Consider the following 22,968-nt stretch of genomic DNA (forward strand, 5'->3'; position numbering starts at 1 on the left):
CCGCGCCCGCGCCGGATCGACGCCGAGCGCCGCGGCCGTGCGCTCGACCACCGCGGCGGCGTGCGCGGGCGCCGGATCGGACTGGACCTGGATCATCACCAGGAACCCGGCGTCGAACGCGGCCTCGCCCAGGTAGGGCTTGGGATCGATGAGCAGCCACGGTTCCCGGCGCGCGGCGAGGATGTTGCCGAGATGGGTGTCGCGGTTGACCACCAGGCCGGGCCCGGCCGGGGACCGCAGCAGCGCGCGAGCCTGCCGCACGCGCGCCCGCAGGGACGCGTCGACGACGGCGCCGACGCCGGGCGCGGCCAGGCCCGCGACGACCTGGTCCAGGATCGACACCGCCGCGGGGAACGCGGGGAATCCGGCGGGCAGCGCGCCGGGCGGCCGCCGCAACCTGCGGTACAGCGAGCAGCCGAGTTCGACGAGCCCGGCGTTCTCGGGGCGGCCCTCCAGGCTCGGGAAACCGGGCTGCCGCAACAGCTCCGGGCCGCACGCCCGTTCGATCAGCATCGCCCCCGTGCCCGGGTCGTAGGCGTACAGCCGCACCGCGCCGTCGCCGCCGTAGACGTACAGCGCCGACGCCTCCGCCCGGTTCTCCTCGTCCACCAGCGGCACCTTCAGCACCGCCTCGGACCCGCCGGACCGCCGGACCGGCGCCACGTACGCGTGCGTACCGCCCGAGAACGGTGCGCCCCGCGCCACCAGATCCCACCGGACGCACAGCGCGTCGACGATCGCGGGCAGCTCCTCGATCCACCGTTCCCCCGCCGGACCGAACGCCGCGCGGATCGTCTCGGCCACTGCGGACGGCAGGCACACCGGCGACATCGACACACCCCCATCCTGCCGGGTGGCCGAGTTCCGGGATGTAGACGCGCAATGCGGCGACACCGCTCAGGTCCAGAACCCGCCCGGTCCCACAACGAGCACCGCCCCGGCTTCGCGGGGAAGCCGGGGCGGTCGGTCCGTGCGGGATCAGCCCTTGTGGGCCTTGACCGCCTCGGTCAGCTGCGGGGCGACGTTGAACAGGTCGCCGACGATGCCGTAGTCCGCGATCTCGAAGATCGGGGCCTCTTCGTCCTTGTTGACCGCGACGATGGTCTTCGAGGTCTGCATACCGGCGCGGTGCTGGATGGCGCCGGAGATGCCGAGGGCGATGTAGAGCTGCGGGGAGACCGTCTTACCGGTCTGACCGACCTGGAACTGGCCCGGGTAGTAGCCCGAGTCGACGGCGGCACGCGAGGCGCCGACGGCGGCACCGAGCGAGTCGGCCAGCTCCTCGACGACCGAGAACTTGTCGGCGGAACCGACACCACGGCCACCGGAGACGACGATGCTTGCCTCGGTCAGCTCCGGACGGTCGCCACCGACGACCGGCTCACGGGAGACGACCTTGACGACGCCCTCTTCCTGGGCGGGCACGGCCACGGCGACCTGCTCGCCCGCGCCGGCGGCCGGAGCCGCCTCGATGGCGCCCGGGCGCACCGAGATCACCGGCACGTCGCCGGTGGCCTTGGCGTCGACGGTGAACGCGCCACCGAAGATCGAGTGCACGGCCGAGCCGTCGCCGTTGACGCCGATGACGTCGACGAGCAGACCGGAGCCGATGCGCGCGGCGAGGCGGCCCGACACCTCCTTGCCCTCGGCGGTGGCGGCCACGATCACGGCGGCGGGGCCTGCGGTCTCGACCAGGCCGGCCAGGACGTCGACCTTCGGGGTGACCAGGAAGTTCTCGACCTCGTCGGACTCGGCGACGTAGATCTTCTCGGCGCCGGCGGCGGCCAGCGCGGCGGCCAGCTTCTCGGCGGTGCCGGGGGCACCGGTCACGACGGCGGCCGGGGTGCCCAGGCTGCGGGCAGCGGTGAGCAGTTCGGTGCTGACCTTCTTCACGGCACCGTCGGCGTGCTCGACGAGCACAAGTACTTCAGCCATTGTTCTTTCTCCTTGAACGGGCGCGGCAGTTCGTGGGCCGGATCAGATGATCTTCTGACCGATGAGGTAGGTGGCGATCTGGTTGCCGCCCTCGCCCTCGTCAGCGATCTTCTCGCCCGCGGTGCGCGCAGGCTTCGGGGTCGCGGCGGTGACCGCGGTGCCGGCGTTGGCGACGCCCACGGTCGACGGGTCGATGCCCAGGTCGGCCAGGGTGAAGACCTGAACTTCCTTCTTCTTGGCGGCCATGATGCCCTTGAAGGAGGGGAAGCGCGGCTCGTTGATCTTCTCGTTGACCGAGACGATGGCGGGCAGGCTCGCCTCGAGCTTGAAGACACCCTCGTCGGTCTCGCGCTCGCCGGTGATCTTCTCGCCGTCGACGGTCAGCTTGCGCAGGTGGGTCAGCTGGGGGATGCCCAGGTACTCGGCGATGATCGCCGGCACGGCGCCCGCGCGGCCGTCGGTGGACTCGTTGCCCGCGATGACCAGCTCCACGCCCTCGACCTGGCCCAGCGCGCCGGCCAGCACCCACGCGGTCTGCACGGCGTCGGAGCCGTGGATCGCCGGGTCGTTGATGTGGATGGCCTTGTCGGCGCCCATCGACAGCGCCTTGCGGATGGCCTCGGTGGCGCGGTCGGGACCCGCGGCCAGCACGGTGACCTCGCCGCCCTGCGCCTCCTTGATCAGCAGCGCTTCCTCGACGGCGCGCTCGTTGATCTCGTCGAGGACGGCGTCGGCGGCCTCGCGGTCGAGGGTGTAGTCACCATCGGTGAGCTTGCGCTCGGACCAGGTGTCGGGAACCTGCTTGATGAGTACGACGATGTTCGGCATCGGTCTTCGTCGACCTCCTTCTGAGTACACGTGGTGGCGGGCCGCACGAGCGGGGCTCGGACGTCCGGGTGGATGCTCAGTGCGAGACACTACCCTACGTTAAGTTACTCGTGGGTAACTTGAATGGCCAGTGCCGTGCGGAACCAATCCCTGACGACACGACAGACCACCGGTACCAGTAACGTCGGACGAATGAGCGAGGCTGTGATCCCTGCCGCATCTGTGGACGACACCACATCGGAACCCCTGCCGCTGACCGGTGAGCGCACCGTGCCCGGCATCGCCGAGGAGAACTACTGGTTCCGGCGGCACGAGATCGCCTACGCGCGCCTGCTCGACCGCTGCACGGGAAAGACTGTGCTGGAAGCGGGTTCGGGCGAGGGCTACGGCGCGGACATGATCGCCGGCGTCGCGGAGCGGGTCGTCGGCCTCGACTACGACGCGGGCGCGGTCGCGCACGTACGCGCGCGCTACCCGCGCGTGGAGATGATCGAGGGCAACCTCGCCGACCTGCCGCTGGACGACGCCTCGGTCGACATGGTGGTGAACTTCCAGGTCATCGAGCATCTCTGGGATCAGGGCCAGTTCCTGCGCGAATGCCTGCGCGTGCTGCGCCCGGGCGGGCAGCTGCTCATCAGCACCCCGAACCGGATCACCTTCTCCCCCGGCCGCGACACCCCGCTGAACCCGTTCCACACCCGCGAGCTCGACGCGGCCGAACTGACCGAGCTGCTCGTCGAGGCGGGCTTCGCCGTCGAGGAGATGCTCGGCGTGTTCCACGGGGAGACCCTGCGCGCCCTGGACGCGAAGCACGGCGGCTCGTTCATCGACGCCCAGATCGAGCGCGCGCTGGCCGGCGAGCCGTGGCCGGCCGACCTGACCGCCGACGTGGCCGGGATCGGGATCGACGACTTCGAGCTGCGCGCGGGCGACATCGACGCCAGCCTCGACCTGGTGGCGATCGCGAGGAAGCCGTCGTGAGCGAGAGTTCGCCCGTCCCGGGCCAGTTCACGCTGGTCCTGCACTCGCACCTGCCCTGGCTCGCCCATCACGGGCGGTGGCCGGTCGGCGAGGAGTGGCTCTACCAGTCCTGGGCCGCGTCCTACCTGCCCGTGGTCCAGGTGCTGAAAAACCTTGCCGCCGAGGGCCGCACGAACCTGCTGAGCCTGGGCATCACCCCGGTGCTCGCCGCCCAGCTCGACGACCCGCACTGCCTGGCGGGCATGCACCACTGGCTGGGCAACTGGCAGCTGCGCGCCGACGAGGCGTCCATGGCGGGCAATCTCGCGCTGGGCCGCCACGAGCACCGGCTCGCCGCCGAGGCGCTGACCGACTTCGAGACGCACTGGCGGCACGGCGCCGCGCCGGTGTGGCGCTCGCTCATCGACGCGGGCGCGATCGAGCTGCTCGGCGGACCCCTCGCCCACCCGTTCCAGCCCCTGCTCGACGACCGGCTGCGCCGCTTCCAGCTGACCGAGGGCCTGGCCGACGCCCGCCTGCGCTTCGGGACCACCCCCACCGGGATCTGGGCGCCGGAGTGCGGCTACACCCCCGGCATGGAGCGCGGCTACGCCGACGCCGGTGTGACGCATTTCATGGTCGACGGGCCCTCGCTGCGCGGCGACACCACACTCGGCAGGCCCGTGCACGACTCCGACGTGCTGGCCTTCGGGCGCGATCTCCAGGTCAGCTATCGGGTGTGGTCGCCCAAATCGGGGTACCCGGGGCAGTCGGCCTACCGTGATTTCCATCACTACGACCACGCCACCGGCCTCAAACCGTCGCGCGTCACGGGCAAGACGGTGGCCGGTCCGGACAAGGCTCCCTACGATCCCGAGCTCGCCGCGGCGGCCGTCACGCGCGATGTCGCCGACTTCGTCGAGACCGTCCGGCAACGCCTGATCGACGAGTCCGAGCGCATCGGCAGGCCCGCCCTGGTGGTCGCCGCGTTCGACACCGAGCTGTTCGGGCACTGGTGGCACGAGGGCCCGCAGTGGCTCGAACAGGTGCTGCGCGCGCTGCCCGAGGCGGGGGTCACCGTGGGCACCCTGGCGGACGCCCGCGACCGCGGCTACGTGGGAGAACCTGTTCCACTCGCGGATTCGTCGTGGGGTTCGGGCAAGGACTGGCGGGTCTGGGCGGGCGATCAGGTGGCCGATCTCGTCGAGCTGAACGCCGATATCGTCGCGCTCACCCTCGACACCCTGGACAAGCTGCGCGGCGACCGCCCGGACGCCCCCGCGCTCCGCGATCCGGTTGCCGACCAGTTGCTGCGCGAGGCCATCCTGACCGTCTCCAGCGACTGGGCGTTCATGGTCAGCAAGGACTCCGCGGCCGGATACGCCCGCGACCGGGCACACCAGCACGCGCACGCGGTCCGCGAGATCGCCGCCGCGCTCGGCGCGGGACAGTTCGCCAAAGCGGCCCAACTCGCGGCAGGATGGAGCACGGCCGACGGCTTCTTCCCCGGAATGGACGCCCGGCGGTTGCACCCCGCCGCGTCGGCCGGCTCAGAAGGACTCGTATGAAGATTTTGATGGTGTCGTGGGAGTACCCGCCGGTTGTGGTCGGCGGGCTGGGACGGCATGTGCACCACCTGGCCGTGGAACTGGCCGCGGCCGGGCACGAGGTGGTCGTGCTGGCGCGGCGCCCGACGGGCACCGACGCGACCACCCACCCCACGCACTCGTTCATCGCCGACGGCGTCCTCGTGGTCGCCGTCGCCGAGGACTCCCCCGCCTTCGACTTCGGCGAGGACATGCTCGCCTGGACCCTCGCGATGGGCCACGCCATGGTCCGCGCGGGGGTGGCGCTGGGCAAGCCGGGCATCGGAGAGGGCTGGACGCCCGACGTCGTGCACGCGCACGACTGGCTCGTCGCCCACCCGGCCATCGCCCTTGCCGAGTTCTACGACGTGCCGCTGGTCTCGACCATCCACGCCACCGAGGCGGGCCGCCACAGCGGCTGGGTGTCGGGCCGGGTCAACAAGCAGGTGCACTCGGTCGAGTGGTGGCTGGCCAACGAGTCCGACCAGCTCATCACCTGCTCGGCCTCCATGCACGACGAGGTCGAACGGCTCTACGGGCCGGAGCTGCCGCCGATCACCGTGATCCGCAACGGGATCGATGTCGGCGCCTGGACCTTCCGCCCGCGCGCGCCCCGCTCGGGCCCGCCCCGGCTGCTCTACGTCGGCCGCCTCGAATACGAGAAGGGCGTGCAGGACGCGATCGCGGCGCTGCCGCGCATCCGCCGCGCGCACGCCGGCACCACGCTGACCGTCGCCGGCGTCGGCACCCAGATCGAATGGCTGCGCGAACGCGCCCGGGTGCACCGGGTCGCGCGCGCGGTGCAGTTCGTCGGCAAGCTGGATCACTCCGAACTGCTCGGCTGGCTGCACGGGGCCGACGCCATCGTGCTGCCCAGCCGCTACGAACCCTTCGGCATCGTGGCGCTCGAGGCCGCCGCCGCGGGCGTGCCGCTGGTGGCGTCCTCGGCCGGCGGGCTCGGCGAGGCGGTCGTCGACGGCGTCACCGGCGCCTCCTTCGAGCCCGCCGACGTCGACGGCCTGGTCGAGGCCGTGCGCGCGGTCCTCGACGACCCCGCCGCCGCCCAGGACCGCGCCTACAACGCCCGCGAACGGCTCACCGCCGACTTCGCCTGGGACGTGGTCGCCGCCGAGACGGCCCAGGTCTACACCGCCGCCAAGCGCCGCGTCCGGGTCCCGATGGGCCGCCCGGTCATCGTCGAGCGGCCGCTGCCCGAACGGGACCCCACGTAGCTCAGCGCCGGTCGTCGGGGGCGAAGGAGAAGACCTCGCCGAGGCGGGTGGCCACCACGACGTCGCCCTCGGCGGAGATCGCGGTGCCGGTCGTCGTGCCCTCGGCGCCGCGCAGGACGTCGGAGTCGAGGGTGTTGCCCGTCGTCGTGTCGAAGGTGATCAGGCTCAGGCCGGTGCCGATCGCCGCGACGACGTACCCCAGGTTGCCCGCCGCCTGGGCGGGGATGCCGCGCAGGGCCAGATCCTTGCGCTCCCAGACGGTCTCGGCGTGGTCGTCGCGATCGCGCAGCGCCATGAGGTAGCCGTCGTCGCCCGCCGGGACGATCAGGCCCCCGGGCGACACCGACAGCGCGCCGCGCGGCTTCCACGGCAGCGGCTGGACCCACCGGGTGCTGCCGTCGGCGGCGTTCAGGGCGATGAGCCGGCCCGAGTTGTCGCCGACGTAGAGGGTCGCGCCGTCCTTCGACAGCGCCGGGCTGGTGGCGCTGCCGCCGGTGAGGATGTCGGCGCTCCACTCTGTGGTCAGCCGGTCACCGGCGTAGCGCACCGCGACCAGCGAGGCGGCGGCCTTGCCCGGCTGCCATACCGTGACGAAGAAGCGACCCGAATCCCCGTCCACCGCCGTCGCGTTGGCGACCGCGCAGCGCGGGCCGCCGGTGTGGCAGTCGGCCAGGCCGTCGCCCGAGGCGGGCCGGGTGAGGTCCGGGTACTTCAGGAAGTCGGGCTCGCCCAGCAGCTGCAGCGTCGGGACCTCGCGGTCCCCGGTCTGGCGGTCGAGCACGTCGACCTGGCCGGACTGCGTCACCGACAGCACGCGGCTGTCCCCGGTGAACTGCAGCGACACCGGCACCCCCGCGACCGGCGTGCGCCAGCGCGGCTGGCCGAGGTAGTTGAAGGAGCTGACCCCGCCGTCGTCACCGACGTAGACGTTGGTGACGCCGTCGACGACCGTGGGCGCCTCGACGGCCGAGGGGCCGAGCTGATTGCAGTACCGCTTGCGGCCGGTCGGCATCTGCAGCGACAGGATCGAGCAGGGTCCCGCGCTGGTGGTGACGAACAGCTGCCCCTCCGGGCCGATGGTCGGCGGCTGCGCGATCGGGCCGCCCACCGGTCGCGACCAGTTCAGCGACACGGCCTGCGCGCCGGTCACCGGGCTCGACGCGCCGTTGCGCGCGTCGTGATACGCCGCGGGCCAGCCCTTTCCGGGTCCGACGGTGATGTCGTCGACATCGGTACCGCACCCTGCCACCGCCAGCGCACCGGCGGCGACCAGCGCGGCCGCCACACGCGTCCGGGTTCGCACGTGCCGTTCTCCCCTCGGCCACGGCCATCGCGGGTCGACGGCCGCTCGCAAGAATACGGGCGCGAGGGTATCGCCACGGTGACAGGTCCCACGAAAGTAGGCTGTCGTCTCGAGAAACACCGCAACCACCGACGGGAGTACCAGGGCAGTGACGAGCATGTGGGGCGCACCGGTGACCGCACGCTGGCGGGGTTCGCGCCGCCGCGATCCGCAGCAGGCGAAATTCCTGACCAGGGAGTCGCTGCGCTGGGTGCTCGCCAACCGCGCCTACACCCCGTGGTACCTGGTTCGCTACTACCGGCTGTTCAAGTTCCGGCTGGCCAACCCGCACATCGTGCTGCGCGGCATGGTCTTCCTCGGCCGCAACGTCGAGATCCACGCGACCCCGGAGCTGGCGCGCATGGAGATCGGCCGGTGGGTGCACATCGGCGACGGCAACGCCCTGCGCTGCCACGAGGGTTCGCTGCGGATCGGCGACAAGGTGGTCTTCGGCAAGGACAACGTCGTCAACACCTACCTCGACATCGAGATCGGCGAGTCGACCCTGGTCGCGGACTGGTGCTACATCTGCGACTTCGACCACCGCATGGACAACATCGACATGCCGATCAAGGACCAGGGCATCGTGAAGAGCCCGGTGCGCATCGGCCCCGACACGTGGATCGCGGCCAAGGTGACGGTGCTGCGCGACACCCGCGTCGGCCGCGGCTGCGTGCTCGGCGCGCACGCGGTGGTGCGCGGTGACATCCCCGACTACTCGATCGCCGTCGGCGCGCCCGCCAAGGTGGTCAAGAACCGCAAAGAGGCGTGGGAGTCGACCGCGGCCCAGCGGGCGGCCTACGAGGCCGCCCTGGCCGACATCGAGCGCAAGAAGGCCGCCGCGAACTGACCTCCGCGCGTACCCATCGCGCGGTGTCGGTCGCGGTGGGTACCGTCTGCCCATGACCAGCTATGCCGCCCTGCTGCGCGGGATCATGCCGTCCAATCCCCAGATGGCCAACGACAAGCTGCGCGGGGTGTTCACCGGCCTCGGCTACACCGACGTCGCCTCGGTCCTGGCCAGCGGGAACATCGTCTTCCGCACCGCCGAGACCGACCACGGCGTGCTCGAGGACCGGATCCAGGAAGCCCTCGGCGCCGAACTCGGCATCCCCGGCGGGACGATCGTCCGCTCGATCGCCGAGCTGCGGGCGCTGCTGGACACCGACCCCTTCCCCGGCCTCACCCACGGCCGCGGCACCTACCTCATCGCCACCTTCTTCAAGCACGACGTCCCGGACACGCTGCCCGAGTTCGACGACCCGCTGGCCCGGGTGGTCGGCATCGACCGTCCCGCCCGCGCCCTGCTCGCCGTCGTCGACAACAGCACCCCGCGCACGCCGGACTTCATGGCCTGGCTGGAGAAGCAGTACGGCAAGGACATCACCACCCGCACGTGGCTGACCGTCCAGCGGGTGGTGAAGAAGATCGGGGTGTGAGCGCCGCGGTTCAGGCGCCGGGCGCGAAGGCGAGGCCGCGGGCGGCGAGTTCCTCGGTGAGGACGCGGACCGCCTTCGGGCCGACCCCGTGGAGGGCGAGGAGCTGCTGCGCGGTCACCTCGGTCAGCGACGCGTAGGTGGTGCGCCCCGCCGCCGTCAGGGCGCGGGTGGCGGGCCTGCCGATCGCGCGGGGGAATTCGGTGGGGTTCTCGTCGGGCACGGTCGGTCCTTGTCGGTGGGTGCCGGTCAGGCCGCGTGGGCGGTGCAGAGGAACGCGGTGCCGGTGCGGCCGATGCGGGTCAGGACCAGGGTATAGGGCGTGCGGCCTTTGAGTTTGAGGCGTTTGCGCAGGGCGTCGGGGTCGACGTCGACGCCCCGCACGAGGATCTCCAGTCTGCCGCAGTCGCGGCGGGACAGCTCCTGGCGCAGGGTCTTCTCGTGCAGGGGGAAGCGGTCTTCGACGCGGAAGCCGCGCATGCCCGCGGGCACGGTGTCGCCGGTGAGGTAGGCGATGTGGGGATCGAGCTGCCACAGCCCGTGTCGCGCGGCGTAGTGCCGGACCAGCCCGGCGCGGACGACGGCGCCGTCGGGGTCGACGATCCAGTCCCCCGGCGGCCGCTCGGCGATGTCGTCGGGGTCGGCGTCGGTGAGGGTGTCGTGCGCGCCGGCGCCGCGCAGGACGGTCGCGCGGCGGGTCACGCCGGGTTGGGTGAGGCCGGGCGACCAGAGGCAGGCTTCGCGGACGGCGCCGTCGAGGGAGACGACCTCGATCTCGCCGTCCCAGCCGAGGCGGTCGAAATCCAGCCCGGGCGCGGACTTCACGGCGAGGTCGCGGCCCGCGTAGGCCGTCAGGAGGTCGGGCAACGGGGGCTGGAGTCTCGCCGGGTCGTAGGTGCGCTTGCCGTCGGCGCGGCGGGCCGGGTCGGCGATGACGACGGTGTCGCGGGAGACCGGCACGGTCGCGTCGGCGCGGAGCAGCGCCACCGCGCCGGGTGCCGCGGCCGGTTCCGCGCCCGCCCGGGCCGACGCCAGATTGTGCGCCGCCATGTCCAGGCGCACCGGATCCAGGTCGCTGCCGAGGACCGCCGGGCACACCCGGACCAGCTCGGCCAGTTCGGCGCCGATCGAGCAGGTGACGTCGTGCACGGCGCGCCCGGCCAGCCGCGCGGCCCGATGCCGGGCCACGGCCGAGGGCGTCGCCTGTTGCAGCGCGTCGTCGGTGAACAGCCAATCCCGGGCTCCGGGGAGTTTGGCGCGGGCTCTGCGGCGCAGCACGACGGTGTCGATGAGCGCCGCGGCCCGGTCGCCGTGGTCGCGGCGCACCCGCTCGAGGTCGCGCAGGTGCGTCGCGGAGGTCAGCTCCAGCCGGTCGACCCCGGTGAGCGCGGCACGTCCCGCCGCGCTGCCGAGATAGGCGACGTCGTCGCGGCCGAAGCGGTACCCCACCTACTTCTGCGCGGCGCCCGGCTTCACGCCGGTGATCATCGCGTTGTAGAAGAACTCGCGCGGCACGACGTGGCGCAGGACCTTCTCGTCCAGGCGGCTCAGCGCCAGCCAGGCCTTGTACTGGGCCATGCGGTAGCCGATGGTCAGCTTCTCGTCGGGCACGGCGGCCTCGAAGGTCCGCACGGGCCAGCCCCACAGGGCGGCGGCGAATTCCTCGGTGGTGGCCTTGACGTCGACCGCGCCCGCCGAGCGGGCCATCTTCTCGAGGTCGCTCGGGTCGAAGGTGTGCAGGTCGACGACGGCCTCGAGCGCGGCCGCGCGGGACGACTCGTCGAGCTCGGTCTGCGGGCGCCGCCATGCGGACAGGAACGGCAGCCGGGTGACCTCGGTGGTCACCTTCCAGGTGATCTGGCCCAGCTTGCGGGCGTAGAAGTTGCCGACGGTGGTCGGCTCACCGGCGAAGACGAACCGGCCGCCGGGCTTGAGCACCCGCAGGCACTCCTTGAGCGCCAGCTCGACGTCGGGGATGTGGTGCAGCACGGCGTGGCCGCACACGAGGTCGAAGGTGTCGTCCTCGTAGGGGATCGTCTCGGCGTCGGCGACGCGGCCGTCGACGTCCAGGCCGAGGTGCTCGGCGTTGCGCAGCGCGACCTTGACCATGCCGGGCGACAGGTCGGTGACCGAACCCGACTTCGCCACCCCGCCCTGCATCAGGTTCAGCAGGAAGAAGCCGGTGCCACAACCCAGTTCGAGCGCCCGCTCGTACGGCAGCGGGGCGGGACCGACGGCCAGGTCGAACCGGCCGCGGGCGTACTCGATACAGCGCTCGTCGTAGGAGATCGACCACTTGTCGTCGTAGGTCTCGGCTTCCCAGTCGTGATAGAGGACCTGGGCGAGCTTGGTGTCCTTGAGTGCTGCTTCGACCTCGGCCTCGGTGGCGTGGGGGTTCGGCGCCGGGTCGTCGGGGTGAACCGTCATAACCCGCAACCCTAGCTGGCCGAGCCCGCCGGTTGTGTCCGCGGGTCCCGTTCCTGGGCAGGTGTTCAGCGCGACCGCCGGTACCGGCCGGCACCCGGGCCGGTGATACCGATCGGGCATGACCGGCGCGGACCCGGAAACCGCAGGTCAGCGCCCGGTGAACCCCTCGATTCCCGGGCCCTGCGCGAGGTAGCCCAGCGTGCCGCGGCGCACGTCCTCGGTGTCGAACAGCGCCGACCATTCGGCGACCGCGCGGCTGTGCCCGTGCGGGCCCGCCTCGAAGACCGCCTTGGCCGCGGCCAGCGCGCGCGGCGCGGCCGTGACGAACTGGGCCGCCCAGGCCCGCGCCGCGGAGAGCACGTCGTCGGGCGCGACGACCTCGTCGACGAGGCCGAGCCGCAGCGCCTCGTCCGCACCGACGAAGCGGCCGGTGTAGACGAGGTCCTTGGCCGCGGCCGAGCCGATCAGCAGCGACAGCCGCCGGATGCCCGAGAGCGGGATGAGCCCGGCCTTGATCTGGTTGAGCCCGAGCTTCACGTTGTCGCCCACGATCCGGTGGTCGGCGCCCAGCGCCAGCTCGAGGCCGCCGCCCAGGCAGTAGCCCGTGATCGCGGCGACCGTCGGCTGCGGCACCCGGGCCAAACAGCCGAGCGCGGACTGCAGGTCGGCGGCCAGCGCCGCGGCCTGGCCCGCGTCGAGGGCGGCCAGCTCGGCCATGTCGTCACCCGCGGAGAACACCCGCTCGTCCCCGTAGACGATCAGCGCCGAGACCCCCGGATGCGCCGCGACCCGCTCGGCGGCCGCGGCCACCTCGCGCGCCAGTTGCGCGTCGACCAGGTTCAGCGGCGGGCGGTCGACGCGCAGCACGGCCACGCCCCGGGTGGTGGCGTCCGCGGGCAGGTCAAGGGTGACGAATTCGGCCATGGCGGAGAGTTTATGGAGCCGTGGCGGATCCGGCCGCGCTCGGCCCCGTGGCCCCGCTCAGCGCCGCCGGGTCCGGCAGGTCGGCGAAATAGCGCTCGATGCCGGGGAAGTTCGACAGCGGATGCCGGCCGATCCTGGCGTGGAAGTGCGGCATGATCGGCTCGATCTCGCGCTCGGCGGCGAGCACCGCGGCGGTGTCGGGGTAGGCGAGCAGCGCGTCGAGCTGCGACCAGGTCGGCGGCAGCAGGATGTGCTCGCCGGAGCGCCACGCGGCGAGGGCGTCGGCGGCGGTCCGCCAGGACACCTGCGCGGCCTCGGTGGTCGCGCCGTCGGCGAGCTGCCCCTCGGGCAGCACGGCCACGAAGAAGCGGGTGTCGTAGCGGCGGGGCTCGGCCTTCGGGGTGATCCAGTTGGCCCACGGCCGCAGCAGATCCGCGCGCAGCAGCAGGCCCTCGGCGGCGAGGAACTCCGCCAGCGACAGTTCGCGGCGCTCCAGCCTGCCGCGGGCCTCGTGATAAACGGTCGAATCGGCGACCACGGTGTCGGCGGCCGGGCCGGCCAGCAGGACGCCGCACTCCTCGAACGTCTCGCGCACGGCGGCGGCGACGAGCGCCTTGGCCACCGGTTCGGTGGTGGCGAAGCGCCGCGCCCACCAGGCGGGATCCGGTCCGGCCCAGGCGATGTCGGCGACGCCGTCGGTCGGGTCGACGCCGCCGCCGGGGAACACGGTCATGCCGGCCGCGAAGGCCATGGCGCCGGTGCGCCGCTGCAGGAAGACCTCGGGCCCCCGCGCGCTGTCGCGCACCAGGATGACCGTCGAGGCGTCGCGCGCGGGCACCTCGGGGCTGTCGGTGTTGTTCACGGGATCGCTCATCGCTGTCCTTCCCGCACCCCCACGCCGGTGTGGCGGTGCGCCGCGGGGCGGGCCGTCCCCGGCCCCACCCTGCACCCTAGCGGCCGCTTGGTGAGGCGTTCCGTCTTCGGCCGGACGTATCAGTCCACGCGGGCGCGGCGGTGCTGGCCCGAGCGGCGCGCCCGCCGGGCGAACCAGCGCCCGTCGACCCGGTCCAGCGCGATGGACTGGCTGAACGCGGCGGAGAGGTTCTCGGCGGTGAGCACGTCCTCGAGCAGGCCCTGCGCGACCACCTCGCCCTCCTTGAGGAGCAGGCCGTGGGTGAAGCCGGGCGGGATCTCCTCGACGTGATGGGTGACCAGCACCATGGCGGGCGCGTCCGGGTCGGCGGCCAGGTCGCCGAGCCGCTCGACCAGTTCCTCGCGGCCGCCGAGGTCCAGGCCGGCGGCGGGTTCGTCGAGCAGCAGCAGTTCGGGATCGGTCATCAGCGCGCGGGCGATGAGGACCCGCTTGCGCTCGCCCTCGGACAGGGTCCCGTAGGCGCGGTCCGAGAGGTGCTCGGCGCCCAGTGTCTCCAGCATGTCGACGGCGCGGACGGTGTCGATGTCGTCGTAGCGTTCCCGCCAGCGGCCCAGCACCGCGTACCCGGCCGAGACGACCAGGTCGCCGACCTTCTCGTCGGGCGGGATGCGGCTGGCCACCGCCGCCGAGGACAGGCCGATCCGCGGCCGCAGTTCGGAGACGTCCACCTTCCCCATGGTCTCGCCGAGCAGGGTCGCGACGCCGGAGGTGGGGTGCACCTCGGCGGCGGCCATGCGCAGCAGCGAGGTCTTGCCCGCGCCGTTGGGTCCTAGGACCACCCAGCGTTCGTCGAGCTCGACCTGCCAGCTGACCGGGCCGACCAGGGTGTGGCCGGAGCGGCGGATGGTGACGTCGGAGAAGTCGATGAGCAGATCGGGATCGGGTTGCGACACGCGCTCCATCTTGGCCCACGCGACGCGTTCGCGGAACGACCCGCCCCGGTCGAGTTCGTGAAGAGTCACCGCCCGCCCGCGGGGACGGCGATGATCGTCAGCGAACCGGGGGCGACTTCGGTGAAGCCCGCGTCGCGCACCGCCACCGCGCGCCCCGCGGCGACCTCGGCGGTCAGCCCTGCCCACCGCTCGGGGCCGGAATCCCGCACCGCGCAACGGTATCCGTCCAGCGACCAGGCGCGGGCGGCGTCGGCGGACAGCGCGCCCGCCAGCAGCATGCTCGCGTGCCCGACCTGCGCGGCGGCCTTGCCGACCGACATCTCCAGGGTCGCGTTCACCCACAGCACGGGGTACCGGGGGTCGGCCGGGCCGGGCTCGTCGTGCGCGAGGTCGGTGCCGCCGATCTGCAGCCGCCGGATCCGCGGGTCGACCGCGCCGACCGGTCCCGGCACGAACGCCCGCGCCTGCGCGCCGTCGACGTCGACGGTGATCCCGTCGACGTCGCCCGCCGCGACCCACTGCGCGCCCCTGGCCCGCCGCGCGACCTTCCGGATCCGGGACCGCTTCCACGCCAGGTAGCGCTCCTCCCACTCCCCGCCGGACCCCGACCGGGGGTCGAGGCACACCGCCACCGCCGCGGCGGCCGCCGCTTCGAGCAGGGCGCTGCGCGCGGGCGGGTCGGCCTTGGGGATGTGCAGCACCATCTGCATGGCCTGCACGAGCGCCGGGTCGGCCGGGTCACCGCCACCGCCGTACCCGCGCGCGAGTTCGGCGTGCCGGAGGGCGAACGCCGCGGGATCGTCGACGTCGGGCAGGGCGCAGATCGATTCGTCACTCATCGAGCACCGAGCCTAATCAGCCACCGAGCACGCGCACCTGCAGCGTCCAGCGGATGCTGGCGGCGTCGGGCTGCTGACCCGGCTGCACCGAGACGAACTGCAGCTGGGTCGGTCCCGCGTTCGCGGCGCGGAAGGCCCAGGTGGTGGCGCCGTTCGCGGTGTCCGGGTCGCCGCTGGGCAGCAGCGCGTTCTGGTCGAGGGTGCCGACGGACCAGGGTTGGCCGGTGGCCGAGGTCTGGGGCAGCTGGACGACCAGGCGCTGGCCGGTGAACAGCGGCAGCGCGGTGCCGTTGGCGCTCTCGTCGACCAGGACGGCGGCCAGGGGCACGTCCGGCAGCGCGGTGGGCAACGCCGCGGTGGGGCAGGGCGTGGAGGACGGAGCGGCGGTGTCGTCGTCGTTGCCGCCGCAGGAGGTCAGCAGCAGGACCGCCGCCGCCGCGCACAGGACCGGAATCGTTCGACGCATCGCGCTCTCCTGCCTTCTCACCCTGCGGGGACCTCGACTGTAGGTCCGCGGGCCGGTGCGTCCGGGGCGGCGCGCCGGTCGTCGCGCGCATTCGGCCGCCACGGTCGGCAATTCACCGGTGACGACCCGGAACCGCGCCCGTCGCGCCGCCTCCTTCCGGTCGGCACATTTCCATCGGACCATTTTCCGGACGGAATCGCCCCGCCCGTCCGGGCCGCCCGGACGGACGGGTCGAAGAATGGCGGCGGCGTCCGGGAAGAAAGCATTCTCCGACAACGGGATCCGTCCTTCTCCCGCGCGTGCCCCGATCGGCGGGACCCGCGCCGAGGGCGGCAACAGGGAGCGCCGAACTGCCGATACACCCGCCTGCGCGCCCCGTCGCGGGCGATCGGATCGCGAACACGCGGGGCGCGGATCGCATTCGGAACCGAACGGACGGTACGTGACAGGAAATTCACGGAGCCGTCCAGGGTGGAATACAGGAATTCACACCGAAATTCGTGCGGACGCGCGGGATCGGAGTAGGTTGCCGTTGTCCCGAGACGAGCGGCACCGCGTCGGTATCAACCATTTCTGGGAGTCTGTCGTGCAACACCTCGAGCATTTCAGCAACGGCTGGGTGAACCCCGTTCTGGCGTATCTGGTCTCGTTCATCGGCGCGGTGCTCGGCCTGCGCTGCGCGGTGCACGCCGAATCCGCCGCGAACCCGGCGGGCTGGCTGACCGCAGCCGCCGTCGCCCTCGGCGGCACCGGCATCTGGGTCATGCACTTCACCGCCATGATCGGCTTCGCCATCACCGGCGCCACCGTCCGCTACGACGTGGGCCGCACCCTGCTCAGCGCGGTCATGGCGATCGTGGTGGTGCTCGCCGGGCTGAGCATCGTCACCCGCGGACGCCGCGAGGAGATCGCGCTGCCGGTCGGCGGGACCGTCACCGGGCTCGGCGTGGTGGCCATGCACTACCTGGGCATGTCGGCGATGAGCACCGGCACGGTCATCACCTACCGGGTGGTGCCGGTCGCGCTGTCGGTGATCATCGCCGTGGTCGCCTCGACGGCGGCGCTGTGGTTCATGCTGCACGTGCGCGGCTCGCTGACGACGCTCGGCGCCGCGGCGATCATGGCGCTGGCGGTGGTCGGCATGCACTACACCGCCATGGCCGCGGTGCGCAGCCACGCGCCGCTCACGAGCCAGGCGGTCGACGGCGTCGCGCCCAAGGCGCTGCTGCTGCCCCTGATCTCGGCGGTGGCCGCGGTCGTCGTCACGCTGGTGATCATGGTCGGGCTGGCCGAGATCGAGACCGCCGACACCGGCGAGGCGGCGGCCGACGAGCCGTCGCGGACCCCGATGTTGTCGGGCACCGACCCGGCGGCCCTGTCCACCGACGGACGCGCCTGGCCCCGCAGGCCCTGAGCGCCACGGCCGCCGCACGCGCGTCGACGCCGTCCTCCGCTCCCCCCACTCCCCCTCTCCCCGTGCGGCAATACGCTCACCGCGCACCGAACCCGGCACGTGCGGCGATGCCGCGGGCGGCGGACCCGGACACCGGAGGGCGCGGTGCGGGCTCAGTAGGGTGTGCGCAGTTCGATGCGCAACAGGAGGTCCCCGTGGTCGTTCGCAGTCACACCCTGGCAGTGCCGACGGCCGACGGGGTCGCCGACGCCTTCCTCGCCCACCCGGGCGACGGGGCGCCCCATCCGGCGGTGCTGGTGTTCGGCGACGCGTTCGGCCCGCGCCCGGTCGTGCGCGCCTACGCCGAGCGCCTGGCCGGGCTCGGCTACGTGGTCCTCGTGCCGAACGCGCTGTACCGGGCGGGCGCCGCGCCGGTCGTCGAGCTGCCGGACTTCATCGACACCGTCCGGCGGGACGAGATCTTCGCCCGGTTGCGACCGCTGCTCACCGCCCTCACGCCCGACCTCGTCGTCCGCGACGCCGCGGCGTACCTGCGCCTGCTCGCGGACTCCCCGCTGACCACCGAGGGACCCGTCGGGCTGACCGGCTACTGCATGGGCGTGCGCCTGGCCCTGCACACCGCGGCCGCCTACCCCGACCGGGTGGCGGCGGTGGCCGGCTTCCACGGCGGGCGTCTCGCGACCGACGACGCCACGAGCCCGCACACCGTGGTCGACCGCATCCGCGCGGAGGTCTACCTCGGGCACGCCGACACCGACCCGGGGCTGCCCCCGGAGCAGATCGACCGGCTCGACGCCGCCTTCCGCGCCGCCGGGACGACGTTCCGCACCGAGGTGTACGCGGGCGCCGGACACGGATTCACCCAGCCCGACACCGACGTCTACGACGAGAAGGCCGACGACCGGCACTGGCGGGAACTGACCGGGCTCCTCGCCCGGACGCTGGGCTGAGGGCTAGTTGCGGCCGAGCAGCGGGACGCGGCGGATACCGCCGTCGCGGGCGTCGGCGGCCTCGACCTCGTCACGGGTGACGCCGAGGATGAACAGCACCGCGTCCAGGTAGGGGTGCGACAGCGCGGTGTCGGCGACCTCGCGCAGCGCGGGCTTGGCGTTGAACGCCACGCCCAGACCCGCCGCGTTGAGCATGTCGATGTCGTTGGCGCCGTCGCCGACGGCCACGGTCTGTTCCATCGGCACGCCCGCCTCGGCGGCGAACTTGCGCAGCGCGGTGGCCTTGAACGCCCGGTCGACGATCTCGCCGGTGACGCGGCCGGTCAATTTCCCGTCGACGATCTCGAGGGTGTTGGCCTGCACGAAGTCCAGCTCCAGCTCGTGGGCGAGCGGCTCGATGACCTGGCGGAAGCCGCCCGACACCACGCCGCAGCGGAAGCCGAGCCTGCGCAGGGTGCGGATGGTGGTGCGCGCGCCCGGGGTCAGCTCGATGCGGTCGGCGACCTCCTCGATGACCGACTGGTCCAGGCCCTCGAGGGTGGCCACCCGCTGCCGCAGGGACTCGGCGAAGTCGAGCTCGCCGCGCATGGCGGCCTCGGTGACCTCGCGGACCTGCTCCTCGACGCCCGCGTGCGCGGCCAGCATCTCGATGACCTCGCCCTGGATGAGGGTGGAGTCCACGTCGAACACGATGAGCCGCTTGGCGCGGCGCGCGAGGCCCGCGCGCTCCACGGCGATGTCGACCTGTTCGGCCACGGCCACGTCGGCCAGGGCGGTGCGCAGGCGCGAGTCGGTGTCGGCGCCCGCGTCGGTCGCGGTGACCATCAGCTCCATGCCGGTCACCGGGTAGTCGGCGATGCCGCGGATGGCGTCGATGTTGGCGCCGAGGGTGGCCAGCTGCCGGGAGATGGTGCTGAAGGCGCGGGCGGTGACCGGGGCGCCGAGCACGACGACGGCGTGGGTGGAGACGGGCTGCTTGCCGATCTGCGCGTCGACCGACACGTCGACCTGCATGCCGACGGTGTTCATGGCCTCTTCGAGCTCGTCCTGCAGCGCCTCGGGATCGTTGGGGCACGAGACCAGCACGCCGAGGGTGAGCCGGCCGCGGATGACCACCTGCTCCACGTCCAGCAGGCTCACCTGATGGCGGGACAGCGCCGAGAGCAGTACGGACGTCACACCGGGCCGGTCGGGTCCGGTGACGGTGACGAGAACTGTGGTGTCGGCCAAGACGATGCGCTCCGTTGTCTGTTCGCCCGCCGCGGGGCGATCTGCTCGTTTACCCACATAAACAAGCATGCACCTGCTGGATCACCCAGCAGGTGCATACCCGTCGATGACTCGAGTGAGTCTAGTGCTTGGCCAGCGCGCCTTCGCTCACGTGGCTGGCGTGCTTGCCCGAACCCCAGCCGACGTGGGCCTCGGCCCGCATGCGCTCGACCATGTGCGGGTAGTGCAGCTCGAACGCGGGACGCTCGGAGCGGATGCGCGGCAGCTCGTAGAAGTTGTGGCGCGGCGGCGGGCAGGTGGTGGCCCACTCCAGGGAGTTGCCGTAGCCCCACGGGTCGTCCACCGTCACGACCTCGCCGTAGCGGAAGCTCTTGAAGGTGTTCCAGATGAACGGCAGCATCGACGCGCCGAGGATGAAGGCGCCGATGGTGGAGATGGTGTTCAGCGTGGTGAAGCCGTCGCTGGGCAGGTAGTCGGCGTAGCGGCGCGGCATGCCCTCGGCGCCCAGCCAGTGCTGGACGAGGAAGGTGGTGTGGAAGCCGATGAAGGTGGCCCAGAAGTGCCACTTGGCCAGGCGCTCGTCCATCATGCGGCCGGTGATCTTCGGGAACCAGAAGTAGATGCCGGCGAAGGTGGCGAACACGATGGTGCCGAAGAGCACGTAGTGGAAGTGCGCGACGACGAAGTACGAGTCGGTGACGTGGAAGTCCAGCGGCGGCGAGGCGAGGATGACGCCCGACAGACCACCGAAGAGGAAGGTCACCAGGAAGCCGATCGACCACAGCATGGGCGATTCGAAGGTCAGCTGACCCTTCCACATGGTGCCGATCCAGTTGAAGAACTTCACACCGGTCGGGACCGCGATCAGGAAGGTCATGAAGGAGAAGTACGGCAGCAGCACGGCGCCGGTGGCGTACATGTGGTGCGCCCACACCGCGATCGACAGGGCCGCGATACCCAGGGTCGCGTAGACCAGGGTGGTGTAACCGAAGATCGGCTTACGGCTGAAGACCGGGAAGATCTCGGACACGATGCCGAAGAACGGCAGCGCGATGATGTAGACCTCGGGGTGGCCGAAGAACCAGAACAGGTGCTGGTAGAGCAGGATGCCGCCGGTGGCCGGGTCGTAGATGTGGCCGCCGAGGTGGCGGTCGTAGGCCAGGCCGAACAGCGCCGCGGTCAGCAGCGGGAAGGCCAGCAGCACCAGGACCGAGGTCACCGCGATGTTCCAGGTGAAGATCGGCATGCGGAACATGGTCATACCGGGCGCGCGCAGGCAGACCACGGTGGTGAGCATGTTGACGCCACCCAGGATGGTGCCGAGGCCGGAGACGGCCAGGCCCAGGATCCACAGGTCGGTGCCGACGCCCGGCGAGTGCAGGATGTCGGTCAGCGGGACGTAGGCGGTCCAGCCGAAGTCGGCGGCGCCACCGGGGGTGACGAAGCCGGCGACCGCCATCGAGCCACCGAACAGGTACAGCCAGTAGCTGAACGCGTTCAGGCGCGGGAAAGCGACGTCGGGCGCGCCGATCTGCAGCGGCAGCACGATGTTGGCGAAGCCGAACACGATCGCGGTCGCGTAGAACAGCAGCATGATCGTGCCGTGCATGGTGAACAGCTGGTTGAACTGCTCGGGCGAGAGGAACTGCAGACCCGGCCGGGCCAGCTCGGCGCGCATCAGCAGCGCCATCAGGCCACCGACCAGGAAGAAGCTGATCGCCGTCACCAGGTACATGGTGCCGAGCACCTTGGGGTCGGTGGTGGTGACCATCTTGTAGAGGAACGAGCCCTTGGGCCCGGTCCGAGCCGGATATGGCCGCGTCGCTTCCAATTGAGGGACTGGCCTGGGCTCAACCGCAGTCACTGATCCTCCTGAAGATGCCTGTACGTCACTCGCAACGCCGACCGCGCTCTCGGGAGAGTGCCTCGGTGGACATGCGTCGAAGTGAATCGTAAACCGTGCTGCCCCAGCATTCCGCGCGGGTCCTACTCTGTGTCGTATTAGATCTTCCCTCGCAGGTCCCGGCGGTGCAACGCCGCGCGGCGATGAATTTGCGTGAGCATCGTCGTCGGCACTGTCAGATCCCGCCGCCGTCCGGCGGCCAGACGCGAGGAGTCGACATGAGCTACACGGCACGATCCGGCGATCCGACCTGGGTCGACCTCTACACCGCCGATCCCGACCGCGCGATCGCCTTCTACGGCGACCTGTTCGGCTGGACGGCCGAGCGCGGCGGCCCGGAGTACGGCGGCTACATCACCTTCCGCAAGGACGGCAGGGCCGTGGCGGGCGCGATGGGCCGGGTCGGCGAGCCCGATCCGCTGCCCGACCGGTGGACGGTCTACCTGGCGGCCCCCGACGCGGACGCGGTGACCGCGGCCGCGAAGGTCTGCGGCGGCGAGGTGATCGTGCCGCCCATGCCGGTGGCCGATCTCGGCGTGATGGGCGTGCTCGCCGATCCGGGCGGGGCGGGCGTCGGCCTGTGGCAGAAGGGGACCTTCGGCGGTTTCGAGACGATCGGGCAGGCCACCGGCGGCGTGTGGAGCGAGCACGACGGCATCCCGACCTGGTTCGAGCTGATGACCCGCGACTACGACGCCGCCCTCGGCTTCTACCGCCAGGTCTTCGACTGGGACGACACCTTCGTCGTCGCCGACACCCCCGAGTTCCGCTACACCACCCTCCACGCGACCTCGCCCATGCTCGGCGGCGTCATGGACGGCACCGGCCATCTGCCCGACGGCGTGCCCGGCGCCTGGACGGTGTACTTCGGCGCCGAGGACGTGGACAAGGCCGTGGCCAGGGCCGTGGAACTGGGCGGCGGGGTCTCGTTCGAGCCCATGGACACCCCCTACGGCAGGCTCGCGGGCCTGACCGATCCCACGGGCGCGCATTTCAGCGTCGGCGGCACCGCGCGCTGAGCCGCGGTTCGACCACCTTGGGGTGGTAATCGTTCCCCCCTGGGAGTTACCACCCCAACGCTGGGGTCGCTGTCGGATCCCCCGTCCGGCGACGACAGTGGAGTTGTACCGAAAAGCACCTCCCACCAGCACGAAGGGGACACACCGATGAGCGCTCCGGCCACCGCCTCCGCCACCGTCATCGCGCTGCCGCAGCGCGGCCGCTCCGCCGCGACGAGCGCCGCGGGACGCCTGGCCGACGCCGATCTCGACCGCTGGGCCAACCGCCTGGCCCGCCTGCTGCTGGCGCGCGGCGCCGTGGCGGGTGCCCGGATCGCCGTGGCCGTCGACCCCCGGACCGAGGCGATCGTGGCCGAGGCGGCGGTGCGCAAGATCGGCGCCGAGCCGGTGCCCGCCCACGCGGCCGCCCGGTTCGGGATCACCACCCGTGACCGCCGCGACGAGCTGTCCGACGCCGTCGACTGGCTGATCCTGGACGACCGGTCCACCCTGCGCCACTACCTGGTGAGCTCCGACGCGCCGCTCTCCGGCGCCGAGCTGCGCGCGGCCTCCTGAAAATTTCCCATTCCCGTCCGGTCCTCGCAGGTCCAGAATGGATCAGAGCGCAGTACGCAGCGGCGAGTACTACCCCCGGGTGGTTGCTCGGCGGT

23 protein-coding genes are annotated in these 22,968 nt (G+C 72.0%); 9 read left to right on the plus strand and 14 right to left on the minus strand.

All coding sequences use genetic code 11. The features are described 5' to 3' along the window. The 3 genes from ON36_RS19375 to ON36_RS19385 all read right to left on the minus strand — a co-directional run. A partial coding sequence (locus tag ON36_RS19375) for an aminoglycoside phosphotransferase family protein (RefSeq protein WP_043655588.1) occupies nt 1-831 on the minus strand: 831 nt, incomplete at its 3' end. A gap of 147 nt (nt 832-978) precedes the next feature. After that, entirely contained in the window at nt 979-1,935 is a 957-nt protein-coding gene (locus tag ON36_RS19380) for an electron transfer flavoprotein subunit alpha/FixB family protein (RefSeq protein ID WP_043655457.1), read from the minus strand. 42 nt (nt 1,936-1,977) lie between these two features. Continuing rightward, nucleotides 1,978-2,763: an electron transfer flavoprotein subunit beta/FixA family protein gene (locus ON36_RS19385; RefSeq protein ID WP_043655459.1), complete on the minus strand. Its 786-nt coding sequence runs from the start codon at nt 2,761-2,763 to the stop codon at nt 1,978-1,980. Nucleotides 2,764-2,955: 192 nt separating this feature from the next. Between ON36_RS19385 and ON36_RS19390 the strand changes: the two genes are divergently transcribed. The 3 genes from ON36_RS19390 to ON36_RS19400 are packed head-to-tail and all read left to right on the plus strand — an operon-like array spanning nt 2,956 to nt 6,541. Beyond that, a complete protein-coding gene (locus ON36_RS19390) occupies nt 2,956-3,744 on the plus strand; it encodes a class I SAM-dependent methyltransferase (protein WP_043655461.1) in 789 nt (262 codons plus the stop codon). Continuing rightward, the gene (locus ON36_RS19395) at nt 3,741-5,291 is read left to right on the plus strand and encodes a 1,4-alpha-glucan branching protein domain-containing protein (protein ID WP_043655463.1); all 1,551 of its coding nucleotides are present in this window, start codon (nt 3,741-3,743) and stop codon (nt 5,289-5,291) included. The genes ON36_RS19390 and ON36_RS19395 overlap by 4 nt, the downstream gene beginning before the upstream one ends. Beyond that, nucleotides 5,288-6,541 (plus strand): glycosyltransferase family 4 protein, encoded by a 1,254-nt coding sequence (locus tag ON36_RS19400; protein WP_043655464.1) that lies wholly within the window; start codon nt 5,288-5,290, stop codon nt 6,539-6,541. Before ON36_RS19395 ends, ON36_RS19400 begins: the two co-directional genes overlap by 4 nt. Before the next feature lies 1 nt (nt 6,542). On the opposite strand, the gene ON36_RS19405 is transcribed toward ON36_RS19400, so the two are convergent. After that, nucleotides 6,543-7,844, minus strand: coding sequence for an outer membrane protein assembly factor BamB family protein (locus ON36_RS19405; RefSeq protein WP_043655467.1), 1,302 nt, complete (start codon nt 7,842-7,844; stop codon nt 6,543-6,545). Between the two features lie 148 nt (nt 7,845-7,992). On the opposite strand from ON36_RS19405, the gene ON36_RS19410 reads away from it, so the two are divergent. Continuing rightward, nucleotides 7,993-8,733 carry an acyltransferase gene (locus ON36_RS19410; RefSeq protein ID WP_043655469.1) on the plus strand — a complete coding sequence of 247 codons (741 nt, stop codon included), beginning with the start codon at nt 7,993-7,995 and terminating at the stop codon, nt 8,731-8,733. Between the two features lie 52 nt (nt 8,734-8,785). Continuing rightward, the gene (locus ON36_RS19415) at nt 8,786-9,322 is read left to right on the plus strand and encodes a DUF1697 domain-containing protein (protein ID WP_043655472.1); all 537 of its coding nucleotides are present in this window, start codon (nt 8,786-8,788) and stop codon (nt 9,320-9,322) included. Nucleotides 9,323-9,332: 10 nt separating this feature from the next. On the opposite strand, the gene ON36_RS19420 is transcribed toward ON36_RS19415, so the two are convergent. The 8 genes from ON36_RS19420 to ON36_RS19455 all read right to left on the minus strand — a co-directional run bounded on the left by ON36_RS19420 (nt 9,333) and on the right by ON36_RS19455 (nt 15,802). Further along, a complete protein-coding gene (locus ON36_RS19420) occupies nt 9,333-9,542 on the minus strand; it encodes a helix-hairpin-helix domain-containing protein (protein WP_043655475.1) in 210 nt (69 codons plus the stop codon). Nucleotides 9,543-9,568: 26 nt separating this feature from the next. Then, on the minus strand, nt 9,569-10,768 hold the full coding sequence (locus ON36_RS19425; RefSeq protein ID WP_043655477.1) for a class I SAM-dependent methyltransferase: 1,200 nt from the start codon (nt 10,766-10,768) through the stop codon (nt 9,569-9,571). Next, on the minus strand, nt 10,769-11,746 hold the full coding sequence (locus tag ON36_RS19430; RefSeq protein WP_043655480.1) for a class I SAM-dependent methyltransferase: 978 nt from the start codon (nt 11,744-11,746) through the stop codon (nt 10,769-10,771). Between the two features lie 147 nt (nt 11,747-11,893). Beyond that, on the minus strand, nt 11,894-12,670 hold the full coding sequence (locus tag ON36_RS19435) for an enoyl-CoA hydratase-related protein (protein ID WP_043655483.1): 777 nt from the start codon (nt 12,668-12,670) through the stop codon (nt 11,894-11,896). A 10-nt stretch (nt 12,671-12,680) separates the two neighbouring features. Beyond that, the gene (locus tag ON36_RS19440) at nt 12,681-13,544 is read right to left on the minus strand and encodes an NUDIX hydrolase (RefSeq protein WP_052314146.1); all 864 of its coding nucleotides are present in this window, start codon (nt 13,542-13,544) and stop codon (nt 12,681-12,683) included. A gap of 119 nt (nt 13,545-13,663) precedes the next feature. Next, nucleotides 13,664-14,506, minus strand: a complete 843-nt coding sequence (locus ON36_RS19445) for an ABC transporter ATP-binding protein (RefSeq protein ID WP_043655593.1) — start codon at nt 14,504-14,506, stop codon at nt 13,664-13,666. Nucleotides 14,507-14,562: 56 nt separating this feature from the next. Further along, the gene (locus ON36_RS19450; RefSeq protein WP_043655486.1) at nt 14,563-15,336 is read right to left on the minus strand and encodes a peptidyl-tRNA hydrolase; all 774 of its coding nucleotides are present in this window, start codon (nt 15,334-15,336) and stop codon (nt 14,563-14,565) included. Nucleotides 15,337-15,352: 16 nt separating this feature from the next. Beyond that, the gene (locus tag ON36_RS19455) at nt 15,353-15,802 is read right to left on the minus strand and encodes a protease inhibitor I42 family protein (RefSeq protein ID WP_043655489.1); all 450 of its coding nucleotides are present in this window, start codon (nt 15,800-15,802) and stop codon (nt 15,353-15,355) included. 586 nt (nt 15,803-16,388) lie between these two features. Here ON36_RS19455 and ON36_RS19460 point away from each other — a divergent pair. Beyond that, a complete protein-coding gene (locus ON36_RS19460; RefSeq protein ID WP_043655491.1) occupies nt 16,389-17,216 on the plus strand; it encodes an MHYT domain-containing protein in 828 nt (275 codons plus the stop codon). Nucleotides 17,217-17,410: 194 nt separating this feature from the next. Further along, nucleotides 17,411-18,166, plus strand: a complete 756-nt coding sequence (locus ON36_RS19465) for a dienelactone hydrolase family protein (RefSeq protein WP_043655493.1) — start codon at nt 17,411-17,413, stop codon at nt 18,164-18,166. 3 nt (nt 18,167-18,169) lie between these two features. Here the strand turns inward: ON36_RS19465 and serB are convergent, their stop codons facing one another. Next, nucleotides 18,170-19,396: a phosphoserine phosphatase SerB gene (gene serB / locus ON36_RS19470; protein WP_043655496.1), complete on the minus strand. Its 1,227-nt coding sequence runs from the start codon at nt 19,394-19,396 to the stop codon at nt 18,170-18,172. A 121-nt stretch (nt 19,397-19,517) separates the two neighbouring features. Beyond that, on the minus strand, nt 19,518-21,260 hold the full coding sequence (gene ctaD / locus ON36_RS19475; RefSeq protein ID WP_083885243.1) for an aa3-type cytochrome oxidase subunit I: 1,743 nt from the start codon (nt 21,258-21,260) through the stop codon (nt 19,518-19,520). A 257-nt stretch (nt 21,261-21,517) separates the two neighbouring features. Between ctaD and ON36_RS19480 the strand changes: the two genes are divergently transcribed. Both ON36_RS19480 and ON36_RS19485 read left to right on the plus strand, forming a co-directional pair. Continuing rightward, on the plus strand, nt 21,518-22,318 hold the full coding sequence (locus ON36_RS19480; protein ID WP_043655502.1) for a VOC family protein: 801 nt from the start codon (nt 21,518-21,520) through the stop codon (nt 22,316-22,318). Nucleotides 22,319-22,465: 147 nt separating this feature from the next. Next, a complete protein-coding gene (locus ON36_RS19485; RefSeq protein WP_043655506.1) occupies nt 22,466-22,873 on the plus strand; it encodes an AMP-binding protein in 408 nt (135 codons plus the stop codon). The last annotated feature ends 95 nt before the right edge of the window (nt 22,874-22,968 follow it).

The organism is Nocardia thailandica NBRC 100428 (assembly GCF_000308795.1).
GTDB classification, from domain to species: Bacteria; Actinomycetota; Actinomycetes; order Mycobacteriales; family Mycobacteriaceae; genus Nocardia; species Nocardia thailandica.

Bases quoted from the DNA above. Each gene is read 5' to 3' on its own strand.
- ON36_RS19380 (WP_043655457.1), bottom strand. From the start codon at position 1,935: ATGGCTGAAGTACTTGTGCTCGTCGAGCACGCCGACGGTGCCGTGAAG.
- ON36_RS19385 (WP_043655459.1), bottom strand. From the start codon at position 2,763: ATGCCGAACATCGTCGTACTCATCAAGCAGGTTCCCGACACCTGGTCC.
- ON36_RS19390 (WP_043655461.1), top strand. From the start codon at position 2,956: ATGAGCGAGGCTGTGATCCCTGCCGCATCTGTGGACGACACCACATCG.
- ON36_RS19400 (WP_043655464.1), top strand. From the start codon at position 5,288: ATGAAGATTTTGATGGTGTCGTGGGAGTACCCGCCGGTTGTGGTCGGC.
- ON36_RS19415 (WP_043655472.1), top strand. From the start codon at position 8,786: ATGACCAGCTATGCCGCCCTGCTGCGCGGGATCATGCCGTCCAATCCC.
- ON36_RS19430 (WP_043655480.1), bottom strand. From the start codon at position 11,746: ATGACGGTTCACCCCGACGACCCGGCGCCGAACCCCCACGCCACCGAG.
- ON36_RS19435 (WP_043655483.1), bottom strand. From the start codon at position 12,670: ATGGCCGAATTCGTCACCCTTGACCTGCCCGCGGACGCCACCACCCGG.
- ON36_RS19440 (WP_052314146.1), bottom strand. From the start codon at position 13,544: ATGAGCGATCCCGTGAACAACACCGACAGCCCCGAGGTGCCCGCGCGC.
- ON36_RS19445 (WP_043655593.1), bottom strand. From the start codon at position 14,506: ATGGAGCGCGTGTCGCAACCCGATCCCGATCTGCTCATCGACTTCTCC.
- ON36_RS19450 (WP_043655486.1), bottom strand. From the start codon at position 15,336: ATGAGTGACGAATCGATCTGCGCCCTGCCCGACGTCGACGATCCCGCG.
- ON36_RS19455 (WP_043655489.1), bottom strand. From the start codon at position 15,802: ATGCGTCGAACGATTCCGGTCCTGTGCGCGGCGGCGGCGGTCCTGCTG.
- ON36_RS19480 (WP_043655502.1), top strand. From the start codon at position 21,518: ATGAGCTACACGGCACGATCCGGCGATCCGACCTGGGTCGACCTCTAC.
- ON36_RS19485 (WP_043655506.1), top strand. From the start codon at position 22,466: ATGAGCGCTCCGGCCACCGCCTCCGCCACCGTCATCGCGCTGCCGCAG.